We start from the raw sequence: 15227 nt of genomic DNA, 5'->3' as shown, positions 1-15227 counted from the left end.
GTCAGCCGAAGTGGATGGCGACGGTCTTGACGCGCGTGTAGAACCGCAGGGCTTCCTCGCCCTGCTCCTTGAACGGCGACCCGGAGTCGCGGAAGCCGCCGAAGGGGTGGTGGACGTCCCAGCCGGAGGTCGTGGTGTTGACCGCGATCTGGCCGCACTCGGCCTCTTCGGCGAAGCGGTGGGCGGCGCCCAGGTTCTGGGTGAACACGGCGGCGGCGAGGCCGAAGTCGGAGTCGTTGACGGCCGCGACGGCCTGCTTGAAGGAGTCCACGGGCAGGAGCACGACGACCGGACCGAAGACCTCCTCGTACCAGATGTCCATGTCGTCGGTCACGTCGCCCAGCACGGTGGGGTTGACGAAGCAGCCGTGGCTCAGCGCCTCCTCGCGCGGCTGGTCGCCGCCGGTGAGGACCGTCGCGCCCTGCTTGACGGCACGCTCGATGTCGGAGAGGACACCGTCGCGCTGCCTGGCGCTCACCAGGGGCCCCATCGTGGTGCCCTCGGCCAGGCCCGGGCCGACCCGGAGGGCGGCGGCCTCGGCGAGCAGCAGCGCGGTGAACTCCTCGTACACGGAACGCTCGACGATCACCCGGCTGGTGGCGGTGCAGCGCTGCCCGGCCTGGGCGAAGCCGGCGGCGGTGACGGCTTTGGCCGCGGCGGCGAGGTTGGCGTCGGCGAGGACGACGGTGGCGTTCTTGCCGCCGAGTTCGCCCTGGAAGCGGACGTTGCGGCTCGTGAGTTGGGCGCGCAGGGCCTCGCCGACCTCGTTGCTGCCGGTGAAGGTGAGCGCCGTCAGGCGCGGGTCGGTGATCAGCGCCTCCGAGATGTCCGCGCCCCGGCCGGTGACGACGTTGAGGACACCGGCCGGCAGGCCCGCGTCGTGCAGGGCGCGGGCGAAGTGCAGGGCGGCCTGCGGGGTGTCGGTGGCCGGCTTGAGGATGGCCGCGTTGCCCGCCGCGAGGCAGGGGGCCAGCTTGCGGGCCGGGGTGATCAGCGGGTCGTTCCACGGGGTGATCGCGAGGACGACGCCGATGGGCTCGCGCTGGAAACTGGTGCGGGTGTCGGGGCGTACGTCGTGCACGAGGGTGCCGTAGCCCTGGCGGGCGATGCCCGCGTAGTACTCCAGGAAGTCGGCGGCCTTGACCGTCTCGACGCTCGCCTCGGCCCGGGTCTTGCCCATCTCGGTGACGAGGTCCTCGGCGATCGTGTCGACGCGCTCGCGCAGCAGCCGGGCCGCGTCGGTCATGATCCGGGCGCGCTCGAAGGGGCTGGTGCGCTTCCAGACGGCGAAGCCGCGCTCGGCGTGGTCGTAGGCGCGGGTGACATCGTCGGCGCTCAGCGCGGGGACGCGGGCGACGGGGGTGCGCAGGTCGGAGGGGTCGTGGACGTCGATCCACGCACCGGTCGCCACCCACTCTCCGCCGGACAGCGTTTCCAGGTTACGCATCAAGATCACTTCTCTCGTCGGCCGCGGTGCGGGCCGCGGTTAACCAGATGGGACGGCCGTGGGGCCACACTGACAACACACGACAAGGGGCCAGGGCGACCAGCCCCTCGGGGGCAGACATTGCTTTCGCTCCGCGCGGGTCGCTCATCAGGGGATTCGTGCTGGAATCGGCGGGCCCGACCGCACCACCCCATCCGGAGGAAAGACATGGCGTTCGCAGTCGTCGCCCACTACCGGTGCGCACCGGCCGACGAGGCCACCGTGCGCGCAGCGCTGCTCAAGATGCGCGAGCTCACGCCGACCGAGCCGGCGAACCTCGGCTACGAGGTCCATGCCGAGGAGGGGCAGGAGGCCTCGTTCGTGCTGTACGAGCAGTACACCGACCGGGCCGGATTCGAGGCGCACAAGGCCTCGGACCACTTCGCCGAGTTCATCGTGGGGTGTGTGCTGCCGCTGCTGACGGAGCGGACGGTGACGTTCGCCGAGGTGCTCTGAGCACCTCGGGGTCCTTGGAGCCCCCGCCGGGAAGCGCAGGTGACGCGCGCTTCCCGGCACCTGGGATCAGAACTCGTTGCCCCAGCAGTAGCGGGCGAGGGTCTCCACCAGGACCAGCTTCCGGCGCTGCTCCTCGGCGCTCAGCAGCGGCCGGCCGGCCACGTCGGCGAAGCCGCGGGACGGCGAGATGGCCATGTCCTCGATGTCCTTGAGCTCGGCGGCCGCGTCGATCCGCGCCAACACCGTGTCGATGTCCTCCAGTTCCGCCACGGTCGCGTCCACCACGCCCAGACATACATCCCGATCCTCGGGCAGCGCCCTGAGCAGGTCGAGTTCGGCCTCGGTGCCCTGGTCGAACGGCAGGATCCAGCGGTCGGCCGGCACTTCGGCGTAGAGCCGCTCCACGCGGGCCCGGTCCACGGTCGCGGGGGCCGCCCAGCCCGGGCAGACGCCGATCCGGACGCCCTCGGGACGCTCGTCAAGGCGTACCGCCAGGGCGTCGACCGCCAGCGCGTCCTCGAAGGACAGTGCGCGCGGGGCGCCGCCGAGCAGCAGGGGGTTGTTCAGCTGGATCAGGCGTACGCCCTTCGAGACCAGGAGGGCGATCTCGGCCTGGATGATCTCCGCCAGGGCCTCGCCCAGTTCGCGTGCGGAGGAGACGCCCGAGCCGGGCTGGTAGGTGGTCGCCGCGATGTAAGCCGGCGAGGGCAGCGCGGCCTTCGGGGCGATCACCGTCAGTTCGGCGAGCTTCGACGTCGCGTCGGCCAGGAGGGGGCCGTTGGCCTTCGGGAGCGACTCCGCGACCCAACGGGTGAGGCCGTCGGCGTCCGCCTCTTCCGTGCGACGAAAACCTGACACGCCGTCAAAGAGCGCGCTGCGGAAGTCCTCACGCGGGAAGTCACCGTCGGTGACGACGGTGGAACGCAGCTTGCGCTGGAAGGTCACCGCGTCCTCGACCGCCCGCTCAACGCCGATCGTGGCGAGGTCGGTCGGCCGTACCAGGCTGCCGTGGTGGTCGATGCGGTAGTTGAAGGTGTCCGCCATGGGTCACGCGTCCTTTCCGGACGAGGCCGGCTTGCCCGCGACGCCCCACGCCGCGAACTCCAGCTCGTAGCCGAGGGATTCGAGGACCTCGTCGGCGACCTGCTGGTCCTCGTCCGCGGTGCCGCCGGCGATCCCGAGGCCGCCGATGATCTCGCCGTCCCTCTTGATGGTGACGCTGCCCTCGGTGGCCATGATCGGCAGGGCCGCGCCGGGGAGTTGGGAGAGCTGGGCGAAGAAGACGGGCTGGCTCTCCTGCCACTTCTTCAGCATCTTGCCGGGGCGCTGCATGATGGCCGCGGTGTACGCCTTGGCGCGCGCGATGTCCGGGGTGAGCGGGCGGGCCCCGTCGGAGCGGCGGACGCTGATGACGAAGCCACCGGCGTCCACCACGGCGACGCTCACCGCCTTGCCCATCGCGTGGGCGCGCTTGAGGGCCGCGTCGATGATCTCGTCGGCGGCGTCGAGGGTGAGGCTGCTCATGCGGCTTCCTTCTGTGCGGTGAGGGTGCGGCGCAGGTGGGCGACGGCGGCGTTGTAGCGCTCGGGCGTCTCCCAGTACATGGAGTGCGGGGCGCCCGGGACGATCTCCAGGTGCGAGCCGGGGACCAGTTCGTGGGCGCGGGTCACGGTCTTCACGCTGAGCACCGCGTCCTTCTCGCCGGCCAGGAAGGCGACCGTGACGCCCGAGTCCTTGATGTCGTCCAGGGAGGGGCCGTTGGTGTCGAGGTTGCGCAGGTCGGCCATCTTCGCGACGTTGAAGGTGCCCATCTGCTGGAAGAGGAAGGTGAGGTCGGCGCGCTCCTGCTGGAACCGCTTGGTCAACAGGCGGTCGATGACCGGGAGTTTGACGGCCTCGGCCCGGTCGGCGGCGGCCAGCTCCTTCAGCTCGGGGTGGCTGATCCCGCCGAGGGAGTGACCGAGGACGACGGAGGAGACCCGCTCGGGCCGGAGCAGTCCGGCGCGCAGAGCGGCCACCGAGCCGATGGACTGGCCCACCAGCATGGCGTCGGTCAGGTCTTCCTGATCGAGTACGGCGACCACGTCACCTGGGAAGTCCTGTCCGTCGAACTGGGCCATGGACGAGTCGGACTTGCCGAAGCCGCGCAGGTCCACGGTGATGACCGTGAACTCCTCGCGTAGCGCGGCCACTTGCTGCCACCAGGCGGCGTGGTGTCCGCCGCTGCCGTGCACGAACAGGATCGCCGGACCGCTGCCGTGCCGCTCGTAGTAGATGGAGGTGCCGTCGGAGTCGGCGAGAGGCATAGGGGTGAACTCCTGGTAGAGGGCGATCAGTTGGGGCGCTTGCCGTGCCAGACCAGCTCGATCATGGTGTGGTCGGGGTCGTGGATGTAGCAGAACTTCGACTGGTTCTCGGGCCGTTCGATCGGCCGGGTGTGGCGGATGCCCAGCTCCTTGAGGTGGGCGAGGAAGTCGTCCCAGTCGTCGACCTCGACGGCGAAGTGATAGGGCGCCATGCGCTCCATCTCCTCAACGGGGGTGAAGTGCAGGTCGAAGTTGCCGCGGGTCATCAGCACCACGCGGGTGTTCGACTTGGGCATGATCCGCTTCATCCCGAAGACCTTCGTGTACCACGCGGCGGTCCGGTCGGGGTCGGTGGTGGGGAAGTTGACGTGGTGGATGTAGCGGGGTGCGTTGCTCATACGTGATTCCCTTCTGGATGTACGGGGTTGGAGAGCGTGCCGATTCCGCTGATCTCGACCTCGACGGTGTCGCCCGTCTCGATCTGGCAGGTGGACTCGGCGCCCATCCACAGCACGTCGCCGGGGTGCAGGGTGATGTGCCTGGTGATCGCGACCATGTAGTCGAAGGGGTCGAAGACCATGTCGCCGGTCGGGAACTCCGCCCGGACCTCGCCGTTGACGCGGAGCGTGGTCGTCTGCGCCAACGCCTCGACGTCGGTCTCTATCCAGGGCCCCATGGGCTTGAAGGTGTCGCTGTTCTTGCTGCGCCAGAACGTGCGGTCCTGGTGCTGCCAGGTGCGGGCGCTGACGTCGTTGCCGATCGTCCAGCCGAAGACCGCCTCCTGCGCCTCCTTGTACGTGGCATGGCGCAGCGTGCGTCCGATGACCACGACGAGCTCCGGCTCGGCCTCGAACCGCCCTTCCACCTCTGCCGGTTTGACGATCGGCGAACCGTGGCCGGTGAGGGCGTTGTTGGCCCGGTAGCCCACCTCGGGACGCTCGGGGACCTCGACTCCGGCGTGCTCGATGTGCCGCCGGTAGTTCATGCCGACCGCGTAGAAGACGGGCGGGACGACGGGCGGCAGCCAGACGGCCGTGTCGCGTGGCACGGTGCCGATGACGGTGGGGTCGACCGACTCGCTTTCCAGCGGGGACTCGGACAGCAGCTCGATGTCCGTCTCCCCCACGCGGCCCCACACCGCCCTGCCGCCGACCGAGACGCGGGTGTACCTCATGGCGCCTCAGCCCGCCAGCAGGTGGGAGACGCGCTTGGTGACGAGGTAGGCGTCGAGTGCCTCGGGCCCGCCCTCACGGCCGTAGCCGCTCTCCTTGACGCCGCCGGAGGGGGCCTCGCTGACGGAGCCGCCGCAGTGGTTGATGGAGAGGATGCCGGCCTCCAGCGTGTCCGAGAGCTTCTCGGCGGTGGCGGCGGAGTCGGTGAAACCGTAGGCGGCCAGGCCGTAGGGCAGGGCGTTGGCGGTGGCGAGGGTCTCGTCGAGGTCGGTGAACGGCACGATCGGCGCCAGTGGGCCGAAGGGTTCCTCGTGCATCAGGTCCGCGTCGGCGGGGACGTCGGTGAGCACGGTCGGGGCGAAGAAGTAGCCGTCCCGCTTGAGGCGTTCGCCGCCGGTCAGCACCTTGGCACCGCGCCGGACGGCGTCGGCGACCAGGCTCTCCATGGCCTCCAGCCGGCGCTCGTTGGCCAGCGGGCCCATGGTGGTGTCGGCGTCCAGACCGTCGCCGACGGTGACCGCATCGGCGGCCTTGACGAACTCGGCGGTGAATTCCTCCACGATGCTCTCGTGGACGAAGAAGCGGCTCGGGGAGGTGCACACCTGGCCGGCGTTGAAGAACTTCGCCTGGGCGGCCTTGCGGGCGGACTTCACCGGGTCGGCATCCGCGCACACGATGACCGGGGCGTGGCCGCCCAGCTCCATCAGGGTCGGCTTCATGACCTCGCCCGCCTTGGCGGCTAGCAGCTTGCCGACCGGGACCGAGCCGGTGAAGGCGACAAGGCGGATCTCCGGCGCGGGGATCAGATGCGCCGAGACCTCGGCCGGCTCGCCGAAGACGAGGTTGAGCACGCCGGCGGGCAGCCCGGCGTCGGCGTAGCAGGCCACCAGCGCGGCGGCGGTGCCGGGAGTCTCCTCGGACGCCTTGATGACGATCGAACAGCCCGCGGAGAGGGCGGAGGAGAGCTTGCGGTTGGGGCCGCCGACGGGGAAGTTCCACGGCACGAAGGCGGCCACCGGGCCGACCGGTTCGCGGCGCACGGTGAGCAGGGTGCCGGGCGCGGACGGGATGATCCGGCCGTAGGCGCGGCGGGCGTCCTCGATGTGCCAGCGCAGCGTGTCGGCGGTGCGCAGGGCCTCGGTGGTGCCCTCCCTGAGGGGCTTGCCCTGCTCCTGGGCCATGATCCGGCCGATCTCGGGGGCGCGCTCGGTGATCAGGTCGGCGGCGGCGTGCAGGACGGCCGAGCGCTTGGCTATGGGGGTGTCGCGCCAGGTCCGGAAACCCTCGGTGGCCGCGGCGAGGGCGCGGTCGAGGTCGTCGGTGGTGGCGAGCGGTACCTCTCCGATCACCTCCTCGGTGGCCGGGTTCACGATCGGGGCGGTACGTCCGGTGCCGCCCTGGCACCACTCGCCCGCGATGTACATGCGGACGGCGGGGTAGCCGTGGTCGGTGCTCATGAGTTGGGTGCCCTCTCAGGCTGGCAGGGGGTGTATGCAGGAGGCGGGGGCGTCCTGCTGGTCGCGGTTGGTGCGCAGCGCCCAGATGTGGTGGGGCGGGGTGTTCTCGTGGACGCGGGTCTCGTAGGAGTCGTCGACGCGGTCCATGTCGGCGGCGTACTCGACGCGGCCCCCGCACGGGGCGTGCAGGAAGCGGAAGACGTTGGAGCCGATGGTGTGCCGGCCGAGCCTGCGGGCCTCCCGCCAGCCGTGGTCGATCATGTAGTTGCCGCCCTCGATCACATCGTCGAAGCCGGGGACCTCGTAGGCGATGTGGTTGACGCCGGCCCGGTCGGGGCGGTGGCAGAGCAGCATGGTGTGCTGGTCCTCGTCGCCGGGGGCCTGCATGAAGACGCCCATGGGCTCGACCACGTCGGTGGGGCGGAAGCCGAGGCGCTCGACGTAGAAGCCGACGGCGTCCTCGCGGCCCTCCTTGACGATGTTGAGGGCGACATGGCACATGCGCAGCGGGCGGACCCGGGTGATCGCCTCCAGCGCGCTGTTCCAGCGGTTGACGCTGCCCGGCGCGTTGGCAGGCCGGGGTGTGACGGGCGCGGGCCTGGGCCGGGCCAGGGTGAGTCCCACCCCGAAGCCGGTCTCGTCCACGGTGTGGTGGACGCCGTCGGCGCTCTCGCGGACCGTGCGGTCCTTGGCCACGGCCGCCACCAGCCGCTCCAGCTCCTGCTCGGTGTCGACGCCCCACAGGACCTCGCGGAGGGTTGGTCCGTCCTCGACCGGCGGCGGCAGCAGCGGGCTCGGGTCGGTGTCCAGCTGGAGGGTCTGTCCCGTGAGCGTCTCGAACACCGCGTGCTCGTCGGTCCGCTCCACCGGGAACAGTCCGAAGTCGTCGAAGAACCGGGAGCATTCGTCGAGGTCGGCGATGCTGTAGGTGACCGATTCGATTCTCTGGATTCCCATGGTCTCCTCGTTTCGCGGGTCGCCTGGTGAGCGTAGGTTTTCGGGCAGCACGGCCTCAACGGTCCGGGCTCTACGGAATGTGCAATCGTTTCTTGCGGCCGGGGCCGCCGGCCTCAGGACCGGATCGTCGGAATGGGATTCTGCGAGAACCATTCGGTGAGGAAGTCCAGGAATACGCTGATCTTGCGCGGGGTGTCCTGCCCGGGGCCGTAGATGGCGTACAGCGGACGGTCGGGTACGGCGAGTTCGGGCAGCAGGACCTGGAGAGCGCCGGAGACGAGGTCGTCGTAGGCCGGACGCTGGGGCAGCAGGGCGATGCCGCGGCCATGGACGGCCGCCTTCTGCAGGGCGAGGTAGGAGTTGGACGAGAAGGCGATGTTGCGGATCTTGTGCAGGGTGCTCGCGTGACCGTGGCCGATGCGCCAGACCGGGTCGTTGACGTGCACGAGGCAGTCGTGGTTGGCGAGCGCGTTCGGCTCGGTGAGCGGGCCCTCCCGGTCCAGGTACGCCTTCGACGCGCACATCACGAAGGGCAGTGAGGCGATCTTCTTCAGGCGGACGCTGGAATCCCTGAGGTCGCGGGTGTGGAATGCCACGTCGAATCCGCTGTCGAGAAAGTCGTAGGTCCGGTCGGACATTCCGCCGAGTTCGAATCGGACCTGGATTTTCGGATGGGACGCGGAAAACGCGGCGATGGCGTCTCCGAGATCCAGACTGCCTATCCATTTGGGGCAGATGATGCTCAGCGTGCCTTCGGCCCGGTCGTGGAGATGGGCGATGCCGGCGTCCTCGGCCTCGATCTCGTCCAGGATGCGTGCGGCGAATTCGGCGTACCGCTGGCCCGGTTCGGTGAGGCTCACCGAACGGGCCGTGCGATTCACCAGGCGTACGCCGACCTGCCGTTCCAATTCGGCGACGTGCCGAGACACCAGTGAGCCCGATGAGCCCAGCTTTTTGGCGGCTCCGCTGAAACTGCCGACCTGGGCGACAGTGACGAAGCTGTGCATGAGGAGCAAGCGATCCATGTTTCCTCCGGGGGCTCCCTCCCGCTCTCGCGGCTCGTGAGAGCGGGGGAAGGAATGTGCGGCTCGGACACGGCGAGAAAGGCACCGTTCCCCCGTGGGCCCTCCTACTTCGGGCAGTACTGCGGCGCTTCGCTCACGTTGTCCTTGGTGACCAAGACAAGAGGAATGTTGGCAATTTTGTCAACGGCCTTGTCCTTGTCGAGCAGGCCGATCGTGTTCTTCACCGCGGTCTGGCCGATGGTCATCGCCGAGTTGGCCACGGTGGCGGAGAACGTGCCCGCCGTGACGGCCGCGAGGCCCTCCTCGGTGCCGTTGACGGTCACGATCTTCACATCCTTGGCGCCGGCCGCGTCGAAGGCCTTACGGACGGCGAAGGCCATCTCCTCGTTGGCGACGAAGGCGTAGTCGAGGTCGGGGTGGGCCTGGATCATGTTCTCGGCGACGTCCTGCGCCTTGGCCGGGTTGAACATACCGGGCTGGTTCGCGACGACCTTGGCGGTGGCAGGCAGCGCGTCGCTGAAGCCGCCCACGAGCAGGTCGGAGGCGGCACCGGGGGCACCCGCGACGATGCCGACGTTCACGTCCTTGCCGGCGGCGTCCGTCGCGATCCAGCCGGCGTCCAGGGCGCCGACCTTCTTCAGGTCGACCTTGGCGACACCCAGGACGTTCGACAGGTCGGACGTGGCCACGGAGGTCAGGAAGATCGGGATGCCGGCGGCCTTGGCCTTGGCTATGTCGCCTTCGAGGGCGTCGACGTTGACCGTCTGGACGATCAGGGCGTCCACGTTCCGCGCGATCATGTCCTCGATGTTGGACAGCTCGGTGGCGGCGTCCTGCTTGGAGTTGGCCGTGTAGACCTCGGCCCCCTCCGCCTTGGCCGTCTGCTCCACGGCCTTGAGCAGACAGGCGTGGAAGTTGGTGTTGGCGCCGTTGACGAACCCGAGCGAGACGGATCCGGCGGAGCCGGTGCTCCCGCCGTCGTTCTCCGAGCCGCAGCCGGAGAGCACCAGGGCGGCGGCGCTGAGGAACGAGGCCGCGATGGTGCGGCGGGAGCGGGCAGTGGACTTCATGGGTTTACGCCTTTCCTGCGTCTTCGAAGAGAAGGTGTGTTTGCTTTACGCATGGGCTTGGCCTCAATGGCCCGGTGAGGATTTCCGCTGGAACTCGTTGACGATCGCGGCCACCAGCAGCACGCCGCCGGTCACGACGAACTGGTAGTAGCTGTTGACCTGGAGCAGGTTGAGGGCGTTGGCGACGACGCCGAGCAGCACACAGCCCAGGACCGTGCCGAAGATGCTGCCGTGACCGCCGGCCAGGGAAGTACCGCCGATGACGACCGCGGCCACCGCGGTCAACTGGGTCTGCAGACCACCGGTGTTGGGGGCCGCGGCGCCGAGCCGGGAGAGCAGCATCAGCCCGGCCAGACCGGCGAGCGCGCCGGCGAGGGCGTACAGGGCGAGCTTGCGGCCGGAGACGTTGATGCCGCTCAGCCGGGCGACGTGCTCGTTGCCGCCCATCGCGAAGGCGTCACGGCCGAAGGTGGTGAACCGCATGGCAAGACCGACCGCGGCGAGCACGATCACCGCCACGATCAGCAGATAAGGGAGTCCGGCCAGGCTGGAGTTGCCGAGCGCGAACATCTTCTCGCCGATGGTGATGCTCTCGCCGTTGAGCACGAGCAGGGCGACACCGTCCAGGAGCATCGCCGAGGCGAGCGTGGCGACGAACGGGGCGACGTTGGTGAAGGTCACCACCAGACCGTTGACCAGGCCTATCAGGGTGGCGAGGAGCAGGGTGAGGACCACGGTCACGGGCGTGGAGTGGCCACCCGACAGCAGGGTCGCGCCCACCGAGACGGTGACGGCCGCGTTGCTGCCCATGGAGAAGTCCATGCCGCCGGCGGTCATCAGCAGGGTCAGCCCGGCCGCGATGACGGCGGTCACGCTGATCTGCCGCAGCACGTTGAGCAGGTTCTGGTGGGTGGTGAAGGAGTCCGCCTGGACGGCGGTGAACACGCACACCAGGACCAGGACGACGATCAGTCCGCCGTGCGGGATCCGCAGCAGGGCCTGGGGGGTGAGGCGGGACGCGCTGCGCTCGGGCGGTCGGGCCACGGCGTCCGGGGAGGCGGAGGGGGTCTTGAGGCTCACTGGGGTTGTCCTCCGAGAGCGGTGGCGACGAGCTCGTCGCGGGTGATGGCGGTGATGTCGTGCTCGGCGACCGTGCGGCCGGCACTGACGACGACGACCCGGTCGGCCAGCCGCATGACCTCCTCGGCGGACGAGGAGGCGAGCAGTACGGCCACGCCGCGGCAGGCGAGGTCGTCGACGAGGGCGTGGATGTCGGCCATGGCCGCCACGTCCACACCGTTGGTGGGGTCTTCGAGGAAGCAGGCGACCGGATCGGTCTCCAGCCACTTGCCCAGCAGGACCTTCTGCTGGTTGCCCCCGGACAGCGCGCCCACCGGCGGGTTGCCGGTGAGGGCGACGACGCCGTAGCTGCTGCGCAACGGGGCGGCGCGGCGGGCGAGTTCACCGCGGCGGTGCAGTCTGCGCCGCGCGAAGCGGTCGTCGGCCAGCATCAGGTTCTCGTCCAGGGTCAGCCCCGGGACCAGGCCCAGGGCCCGGCGGTCGCCCGTGACACAGCGCAGGCCGCTGCGGAGCGAGGCGGCCACCCGGCCGAAGGGGACGCGCCTGCCGTCGACGTTCAGTTCACCGGCGTCCGGGCGGCTGCGTCCGGAGAGCAGGTCGAACAGCCGGGACTGGGCGTCCCCGGCCGGCCCGAGGACGGCGACGATCTCGCCCTTGCGTACCTCGACGGTGAAGTCCTGGACGGCCCGGCCGTGGCTCAGGCCGCTGATGTTCAGACCGCTCTCGGCCTTCGGGGCGGGCCGCTCGGGACGCTGCGAGACGACGTCCCGGCCGACCATGCTGCGGACCAGCCCGGCGGGGTCCATCTCGGAGGCCGGCGCGGTGGTGACGACGGCCCCGTCGCGCAGGACGGTGAGCCGGTCGGCGACGGCCATGACCTCGTCGATGTAGTGCGAGATGTAGACGACGGCGACGCCGTCGTCGCGCAACTTCCGCACCAGGGCCCGGATCTGGTTGGCGTCCTTGGCGCTCAGACAGGCGGTCGGCTCGTCGAGGACCAGCACACGGCCGCCGCGGCGGACCTCCCGCGCCACCTCGACCATGGTCTGCTCGGCGACGGAGAGGGAACCCGCGGTCCGCTCCACGTCGATGTCGATGCGGAGGGCGGCCAGCGCCTTGCGCGCCTCGTCCTTGACGGCCTGCCAGTGCACGGTGCGGCCCCGCGTGGGCAGGTCGCCCAGCATCACGTTCTCGGCGACGGTCAGTCCCATGGCCAGTTCGCGGCGTTGCGGGACGCAGGAGATGCCGAGCTTGCGGGCCTTGCGCACGGTCAGTCCGGAGTGCCGGTCGCCCTGGATCTCGATGGTGCCGCCGTCGGGCTGGTGGACTCCGCACAGGACCTGGACCAGCGTTGACTTGCCGGCGCCGTTCATGCCCATCAGGGCGTGTATCTCGCCGGGGTGGAGGTCGAGGTCCACGCCTTTGAGCGCGGCCGCCCCGCCGAAGCTCTTGGTGATGCCACGGACGCGGACGACGGGTGTCACGACCGAGCCCCGTCGCCGTCGGGGGCGACACGCCCGTAGCCGCGGATGTCCGGGAAGGGGGGCTCCTTGTCGGCCTGGAGGTCCACCTGGAAGGTGTTCAGGCACATGCCGAGCATCGTGAAGTTGCCGAGTGCGCCGATGGTGTCGACCAGGCCCTTGGAACCGAAGTGCGCGTGGGCGCGGGCGAAGGTCTCGTCGGTGACGAAGTGCTCGTCGAGGATCTCGCGGCAGAACTGGTAGAAGGCCTGGTCGGCCTCCTCGTCGAAGACGGCCTCGCGCTTCTCGGCGATGGCCTTGACGGCGGCCTCCGGTATGCCGGCCTCGACGGCCTGGTGCACATGCGCGTTCCAGGAGTACTGCGCGTCCCAGTTGCGGGCGGCCATCAACAGCGTGAGTTCCCGCAGGTGCTTGGGGAGGCTGCAGTCGAAGCGGGCGAAGGCGCCGAGGGATTCGGCCCGCTCGCACATCTCCGGGCTGTGCAGCCAGACCCGGAAAGGACCACGGACGGCGCCACGACGGCCGGCGATACGGGCGGCCAACTCCTGCTGGCTCGGAGTCATTTCCTCATGGCTGAGAACGGGAAGCCTCATGTGGCCGATACCTGCCTTTTCTTTCCGGCGCGTTTCGGGCACGGAACCGAACGCCGTGCGATGCGTGCCGACGGTACAGCCGAGGTGGGGGGTGCTCACCCCTCCCGGAGTGCAAGGTAAAACTGCACGCCGGAGGGCACCCATTCACACGGGCGCGACCTAACGTCGTTCGACGCATCGCCATGAAGTGTGGAGAGGAATTCCGGATGACCACGATCATCAAGACCGCGTCCGTGCCCCTGCTGGACCGGGGCGGCTCCGTCGTCACGACACCGCTCGTCACCACGGTGTCGGCGGCCGGGGAGAACCGGATCACCAGCGGGATGAGCGTGTATCCGGTCGGCTCGGGGGCCCCGCTGCACTCGCACAACTGCGACGAGCACGTGACCATCCTGGAGGGTGAGGCGGAGGTGGTGGTCGACGGCGAGGTGACGAAGCTGGAGCAGTACGACACCACGTATGTGCCGTCGCCGATCCCTCACCTTTTCCGCAACATCGGCGACCGTCCGCTGCGCATCCTGTGGGTGTACTCCTCCGGCCATGTGACCCGTACGTTCACGGAGACCGGCAAGACGGTCGAACACCTCTCGGTCGAGGACCAGATGGGCTGAGAACGCCTTCTGGAGCCCTGTCGGGGGCTCCAGGACCCGTGCAGCGCCAACGCCGAAGGCCGGCCACCGCATCCCCTGCGGTGGCCGGCCTTCGGTCCTTGCCCCCTTGTACGACCGGGTGCGTGGCCTTGCGATCAGCCGGTCGGGGTCAGCTCCTGCTGGACCTCGGCCGGAGCCTTCGGCTGGACACTGCGCAGACCGGTGAGGCTGATCATCACCATGGCGAAGACGCCCGCGATGGCGAAGGCCGTGAAGCCCGCGGTGGTCGAGCCGGTGGCGAGCAACTGGCCGCCGAGCCACGGGCCGAAGACGGCACCGAAGCGGCCCATGCCCGACACCCAGCCGACCGCGGTGGCGCGGTTCTCGGCGCTGGAGCGACCGGCCACGTTCGCGTAGATCATCGCCTGGGCACTGAAGAGGAACATGCCGGTCAGGAAGACGACGGTGTAGGTGAGGGGCAGCGCCATCTTGATGCTGAGCGTGTAGATGCCCAGGGCGGTGGCGCCGAACCAGATGGCGGAGATGAGCGAGCCGCCGAACTTGTCGGTGAGCCGCCCGCCGACCAGCATGCCGACGATGCCGCCGAGGTTGATGACGATGACGAAGCCGAGCGAGGAGCCCAGGTCGTAGCCGTTGGCCTTCATCAGCGTCGGCAGCCACTGGGAGACGCCGTAGACCAGCAGGAGGCCGCCGAAGGAGGCCAGCCAGAAGAGCAGGGTCTGGACCCACAGGCCGCCGCGGAACAGGGCGGCGAGGGCGCTGAAGCGCTCGGCGGTGGCCGGGCGGTCCTTGTCACGGCCGGCCAGCTCGACGCCGTAGCGGTCGGCGAGCGCGAGGGCCTCCTCGCCTCGGCCCTTGGCCTGGAGGAAGGCCATCGACTCGGGCAGGAACTTGGCGGCCAGCGGGACACCGACGAACAGCGGGATCACACAGATCCAGAACGAGACCCGCCAGTCGCCGGTCCACAGGGCCACGAACCCGGCGGCGATACCGCCGGCCTGGTGGGCGGTCATCAGGGAGCCGACTATCAGGGCGCCGCGCCCGCGGGGGGCGTACTCGGTGACCATGGTGATCGCGCTCGGCAGCAGACCGCCGAGGCCGACGCCGGCCAGGAAGCGGCCGAGGCTGAAGACGCCCAGGCTGCCGGCCGAGGCGCACAGAGCGGAGGCCAGGGAGAAGACGACGGTGGAGTAGATGATCGTCTTCTTGCGGCCCACCCAGTCGCTGACGGTGCCCGAGGACAGGGCGCCGAGCAGCATGCCGAAGGTGGCGTAGGAGCCGACGTCACCGGCCTTGGAGGGGTCGATACCGAGGGCCTTGGCCTCGAACATCTGCGGGAGCACGGAGCCGTAGATGAACATGTCGAGGCCGTCGAAGAAGACGACCAGCCAGCACAGCCCGACGACCAGGAAGGCCAGTCTGCTGCCGCGAGCGGACAGGGAGGGGGAGGAGGACATCTTTGTTTTCCTCTGAGCTTGGGGAGAGGGTCGAGGCGGCTCGTGCGGCTGACCCGGTGTGCGCTAGACGCTAAGG

The 15227-nt window shown here is 69.6% G+C and carries 16 protein-coding genes; 2 read left to right on the top strand and 14 right to left on the bottom strand.

From position 1 onward, the window contains the following. Position 1 precedes the first annotated feature (1 nt). Positions 2-1447: an aldehyde dehydrogenase family protein gene (locus AC5DRG_RS45375; RefSeq protein ID WP_491805993.1), complete on the bottom strand. Its 1446-nt coding sequence runs from the start codon at positions 1445-1447 to the stop codon at positions 2-4. A 207-nt stretch (positions 1448-1654) separates the two neighbouring features. Here AC5DRG_RS45375 and AC5DRG_RS45370 point away from each other — a divergent pair, with 207 nt between their 5' ends. After that, the gene (locus AC5DRG_RS45370; protein WP_491805991.1) at positions 1655-1942 is read left to right on the top strand and encodes a putative quinol monooxygenase; all 288 of its coding nucleotides are present in this window, start codon (positions 1655-1657) and stop codon (positions 1940-1942) included. A 66-nt stretch (positions 1943-2008) separates the two neighbouring features. On the opposite strand, the gene AC5DRG_RS45365 is transcribed toward AC5DRG_RS45370, so the two are convergent. The 12 genes from AC5DRG_RS45365 to AC5DRG_RS45310 all read right to left on the bottom strand — a co-directional run bounded on the left by AC5DRG_RS45365 (position 2009) and on the right by AC5DRG_RS45310 (position 13053). Continuing rightward, the gene (locus AC5DRG_RS45365) at positions 2009-2986 is read right to left on the bottom strand and encodes a uroporphyrinogen decarboxylase/cobalamine-independent methonine synthase family protein (protein WP_491805989.1); all 978 of its coding nucleotides are present in this window, start codon (positions 2984-2986) and stop codon (positions 2009-2011) included. 3 nt (positions 2987-2989) lie between these two features. Next, on the bottom strand, positions 2990-3466 hold the full coding sequence (locus AC5DRG_RS45360; protein ID WP_491805988.1) for a GlcG/HbpS family heme-binding protein: 477 nt from the start codon (positions 3464-3466) through the stop codon (positions 2990-2992). Continuing rightward, on the bottom strand, positions 3463-4248 hold the full coding sequence (locus AC5DRG_RS45355) for an alpha/beta fold hydrolase (protein ID WP_491805986.1): 786 nt from the start codon (positions 4246-4248) through the stop codon (positions 3463-3465). Before AC5DRG_RS45355 ends, AC5DRG_RS45360 begins: the two co-directional genes overlap by 4 nt. Positions 4249-4274: 26 nt before the next feature. Beyond that, positions 4275-4646, bottom strand: coding sequence for a VOC family protein (locus AC5DRG_RS45350; RefSeq protein ID WP_491805984.1), 372 nt, complete (start codon positions 4644-4646; stop codon positions 4275-4277). After that, positions 4643-5422, bottom strand: coding sequence for a fumarylacetoacetate hydrolase family protein (locus AC5DRG_RS45345; RefSeq protein ID WP_491805983.1), 780 nt, complete (start codon positions 5420-5422; stop codon positions 4643-4645). The genes AC5DRG_RS45350 and AC5DRG_RS45345 overlap by 4 nt, the downstream gene beginning before the upstream one ends. A 6-nt stretch (positions 5423-5428) precedes the next feature. Further along, positions 5429-6877 carry an NAD-dependent succinate-semialdehyde dehydrogenase gene (locus AC5DRG_RS45340; protein ID WP_491805981.1) on the bottom strand — a complete coding sequence of 483 codons (1449 nt, stop codon included), beginning with the start codon at positions 6875-6877 and terminating at the stop codon, positions 5429-5431. A 15-nt stretch (positions 6878-6892) separates the two neighbouring features. Continuing rightward, complete coding sequence (locus tag AC5DRG_RS45335) at positions 6893-7834, bottom strand: VOC family protein (RefSeq protein ID WP_491805979.1); 942 nt, start codon at positions 7832-7834, stop codon at positions 6893-6895. Between the two features lie 113 nt (positions 7835-7947). Continuing rightward, positions 7948-8859, bottom strand: a complete 912-nt coding sequence (locus AC5DRG_RS45330) for a LysR family transcriptional regulator (RefSeq protein WP_491805977.1) — start codon at positions 8857-8859, stop codon at positions 7948-7950. Positions 8860-8963: 104 nt separating this feature from the next. Then, a complete protein-coding gene (locus AC5DRG_RS45325; RefSeq protein WP_491805975.1) occupies positions 8964-9929 on the bottom strand; it encodes a sugar ABC transporter substrate-binding protein in 966 nt (321 codons plus the stop codon). A gap of 63 nt (positions 9930-9992) precedes the next feature. Beyond that, entirely contained in the window at positions 9993-11009 is a 1017-nt protein-coding gene (locus tag AC5DRG_RS45320) for an ABC transporter permease (RefSeq protein ID WP_491805973.1), read from the bottom strand. Further along, positions 11006-12493: a sugar ABC transporter ATP-binding protein gene (locus AC5DRG_RS45315; protein ID WP_491805971.1), complete on the bottom strand. Its 1488-nt coding sequence runs from the start codon at positions 12491-12493 to the stop codon at positions 11006-11008. The genes AC5DRG_RS45320 and AC5DRG_RS45315 overlap by 4 nt, the downstream gene beginning before the upstream one ends. Beyond that, positions 12490-13053, bottom strand: coding sequence for a carboxymuconolactone decarboxylase family protein (locus tag AC5DRG_RS45310; protein WP_491805970.1), 564 nt, complete (start codon positions 13051-13053; stop codon positions 12490-12492). The genes AC5DRG_RS45315 and AC5DRG_RS45310 overlap by 4 nt, the downstream gene beginning before the upstream one ends. 236 nt (positions 13054-13289) lie before the next feature. Here AC5DRG_RS45310 and AC5DRG_RS45305 point away from each other — a divergent pair, with 236 nt between their 5' ends. Continuing rightward, on the top strand, positions 13290-13694 hold the full coding sequence (locus tag AC5DRG_RS45305) for a cupin domain-containing protein (RefSeq protein ID WP_491805968.1): 405 nt from the start codon (positions 13290-13292) through the stop codon (positions 13692-13694). Between the two features lie 134 nt (positions 13695-13828). Here AC5DRG_RS45305 and AC5DRG_RS45300 read toward each other — a convergent pair whose 3' ends face one another. Next, on the bottom strand, positions 13829-15151 hold the full coding sequence (locus AC5DRG_RS45300) for an MFS transporter (protein WP_491805966.1): 1323 nt from the start codon (positions 15149-15151) through the stop codon (positions 13829-13831). Positions 15152-15227 lie beyond the last annotated feature (76 nt).

The sequence above is a fragment of the Streptomyces sp. JLBG701 genome (genome assembly GCF_058544905.1).
This window is presented reverse-complemented; position numbering and strand designations above follow the sequence as displayed.

Coding starts and splice junctions, on each gene's coding strand:
- AC5DRG_RS45375 (WP_491805993.1), bottom strand. CDS start 1,447: ATGCGTAACCTGGAAACGCTGTCCGGCGGAGAGTGGGTGGCGACCGGT.
- AC5DRG_RS45370 (WP_491805991.1), top strand. CDS start 1,655: ATGGCGTTCGCAGTCGTCGCCCACTACCGGTGCGCACCGGCCGACGAG.
- AC5DRG_RS45365 (WP_491805989.1), bottom strand. CDS start 2,986: ATGGCGGACACCTTCAACTACCGCATCGACCACCACGGCAGCCTGGTA.
- AC5DRG_RS45360 (WP_491805988.1), bottom strand. CDS start 3,466: ATGAGCAGCCTCACCCTCGACGCCGCCGACGAGATCATCGACGCGGCC.
- AC5DRG_RS45355 (WP_491805986.1), bottom strand. CDS start 4,248: ATGCCTCTCGCCGACTCCGACGGCACCTCCATCTACTACGAGCGGCAC.
- AC5DRG_RS45350 (WP_491805984.1), bottom strand. CDS start 4,646: ATGAGCAACGCACCCCGCTACATCCACCACGTCAACTTCCCCACCACC.
- AC5DRG_RS45345 (WP_491805983.1), bottom strand. CDS start 5,422: ATGAGGTACACCCGCGTCTCGGTCGGCGGCAGGGCGGTGTGGGGCCGC.
- AC5DRG_RS45340 (WP_491805981.1), bottom strand. CDS start 6,877: ATGAGCACCGACCACGGCTACCCCGCCGTCCGCATGTACATCGCGGGC.
- AC5DRG_RS45335 (WP_491805979.1), bottom strand. CDS start 7,834: ATGGGAATCCAGAGAATCGAATCGGTCACCTACAGCATCGCCGACCTC.
- AC5DRG_RS45330 (WP_491805977.1), bottom strand. CDS start 8,859: ATGGATCGCTTGCTCCTCATGCACAGCTTCGTCACTGTCGCCCAGGTC.
- AC5DRG_RS45325 (WP_491805975.1), bottom strand. CDS start 9,929: ATGAAGTCCACTGCCCGCTCCCGCCGCACCATCGCGGCCTCGTTCCTC.
- AC5DRG_RS45310 (WP_491805970.1), bottom strand. CDS start 13,053: ATGACTCCGAGCCAGCAGGAGTTGGCCGCCCGTATCGCCGGCCGTCGT.
- AC5DRG_RS45305 (WP_491805968.1), top strand. CDS start 13,290: ATGACCACGATCATCAAGACCGCGTCCGTGCCCCTGCTGGACCGGGGC.
- AC5DRG_RS45300 (WP_491805966.1), bottom strand. CDS start 15,151: ATGTCCTCCTCCCCCTCCCTGTCCGCTCGCGGCAGCAGACTGGCCTTC.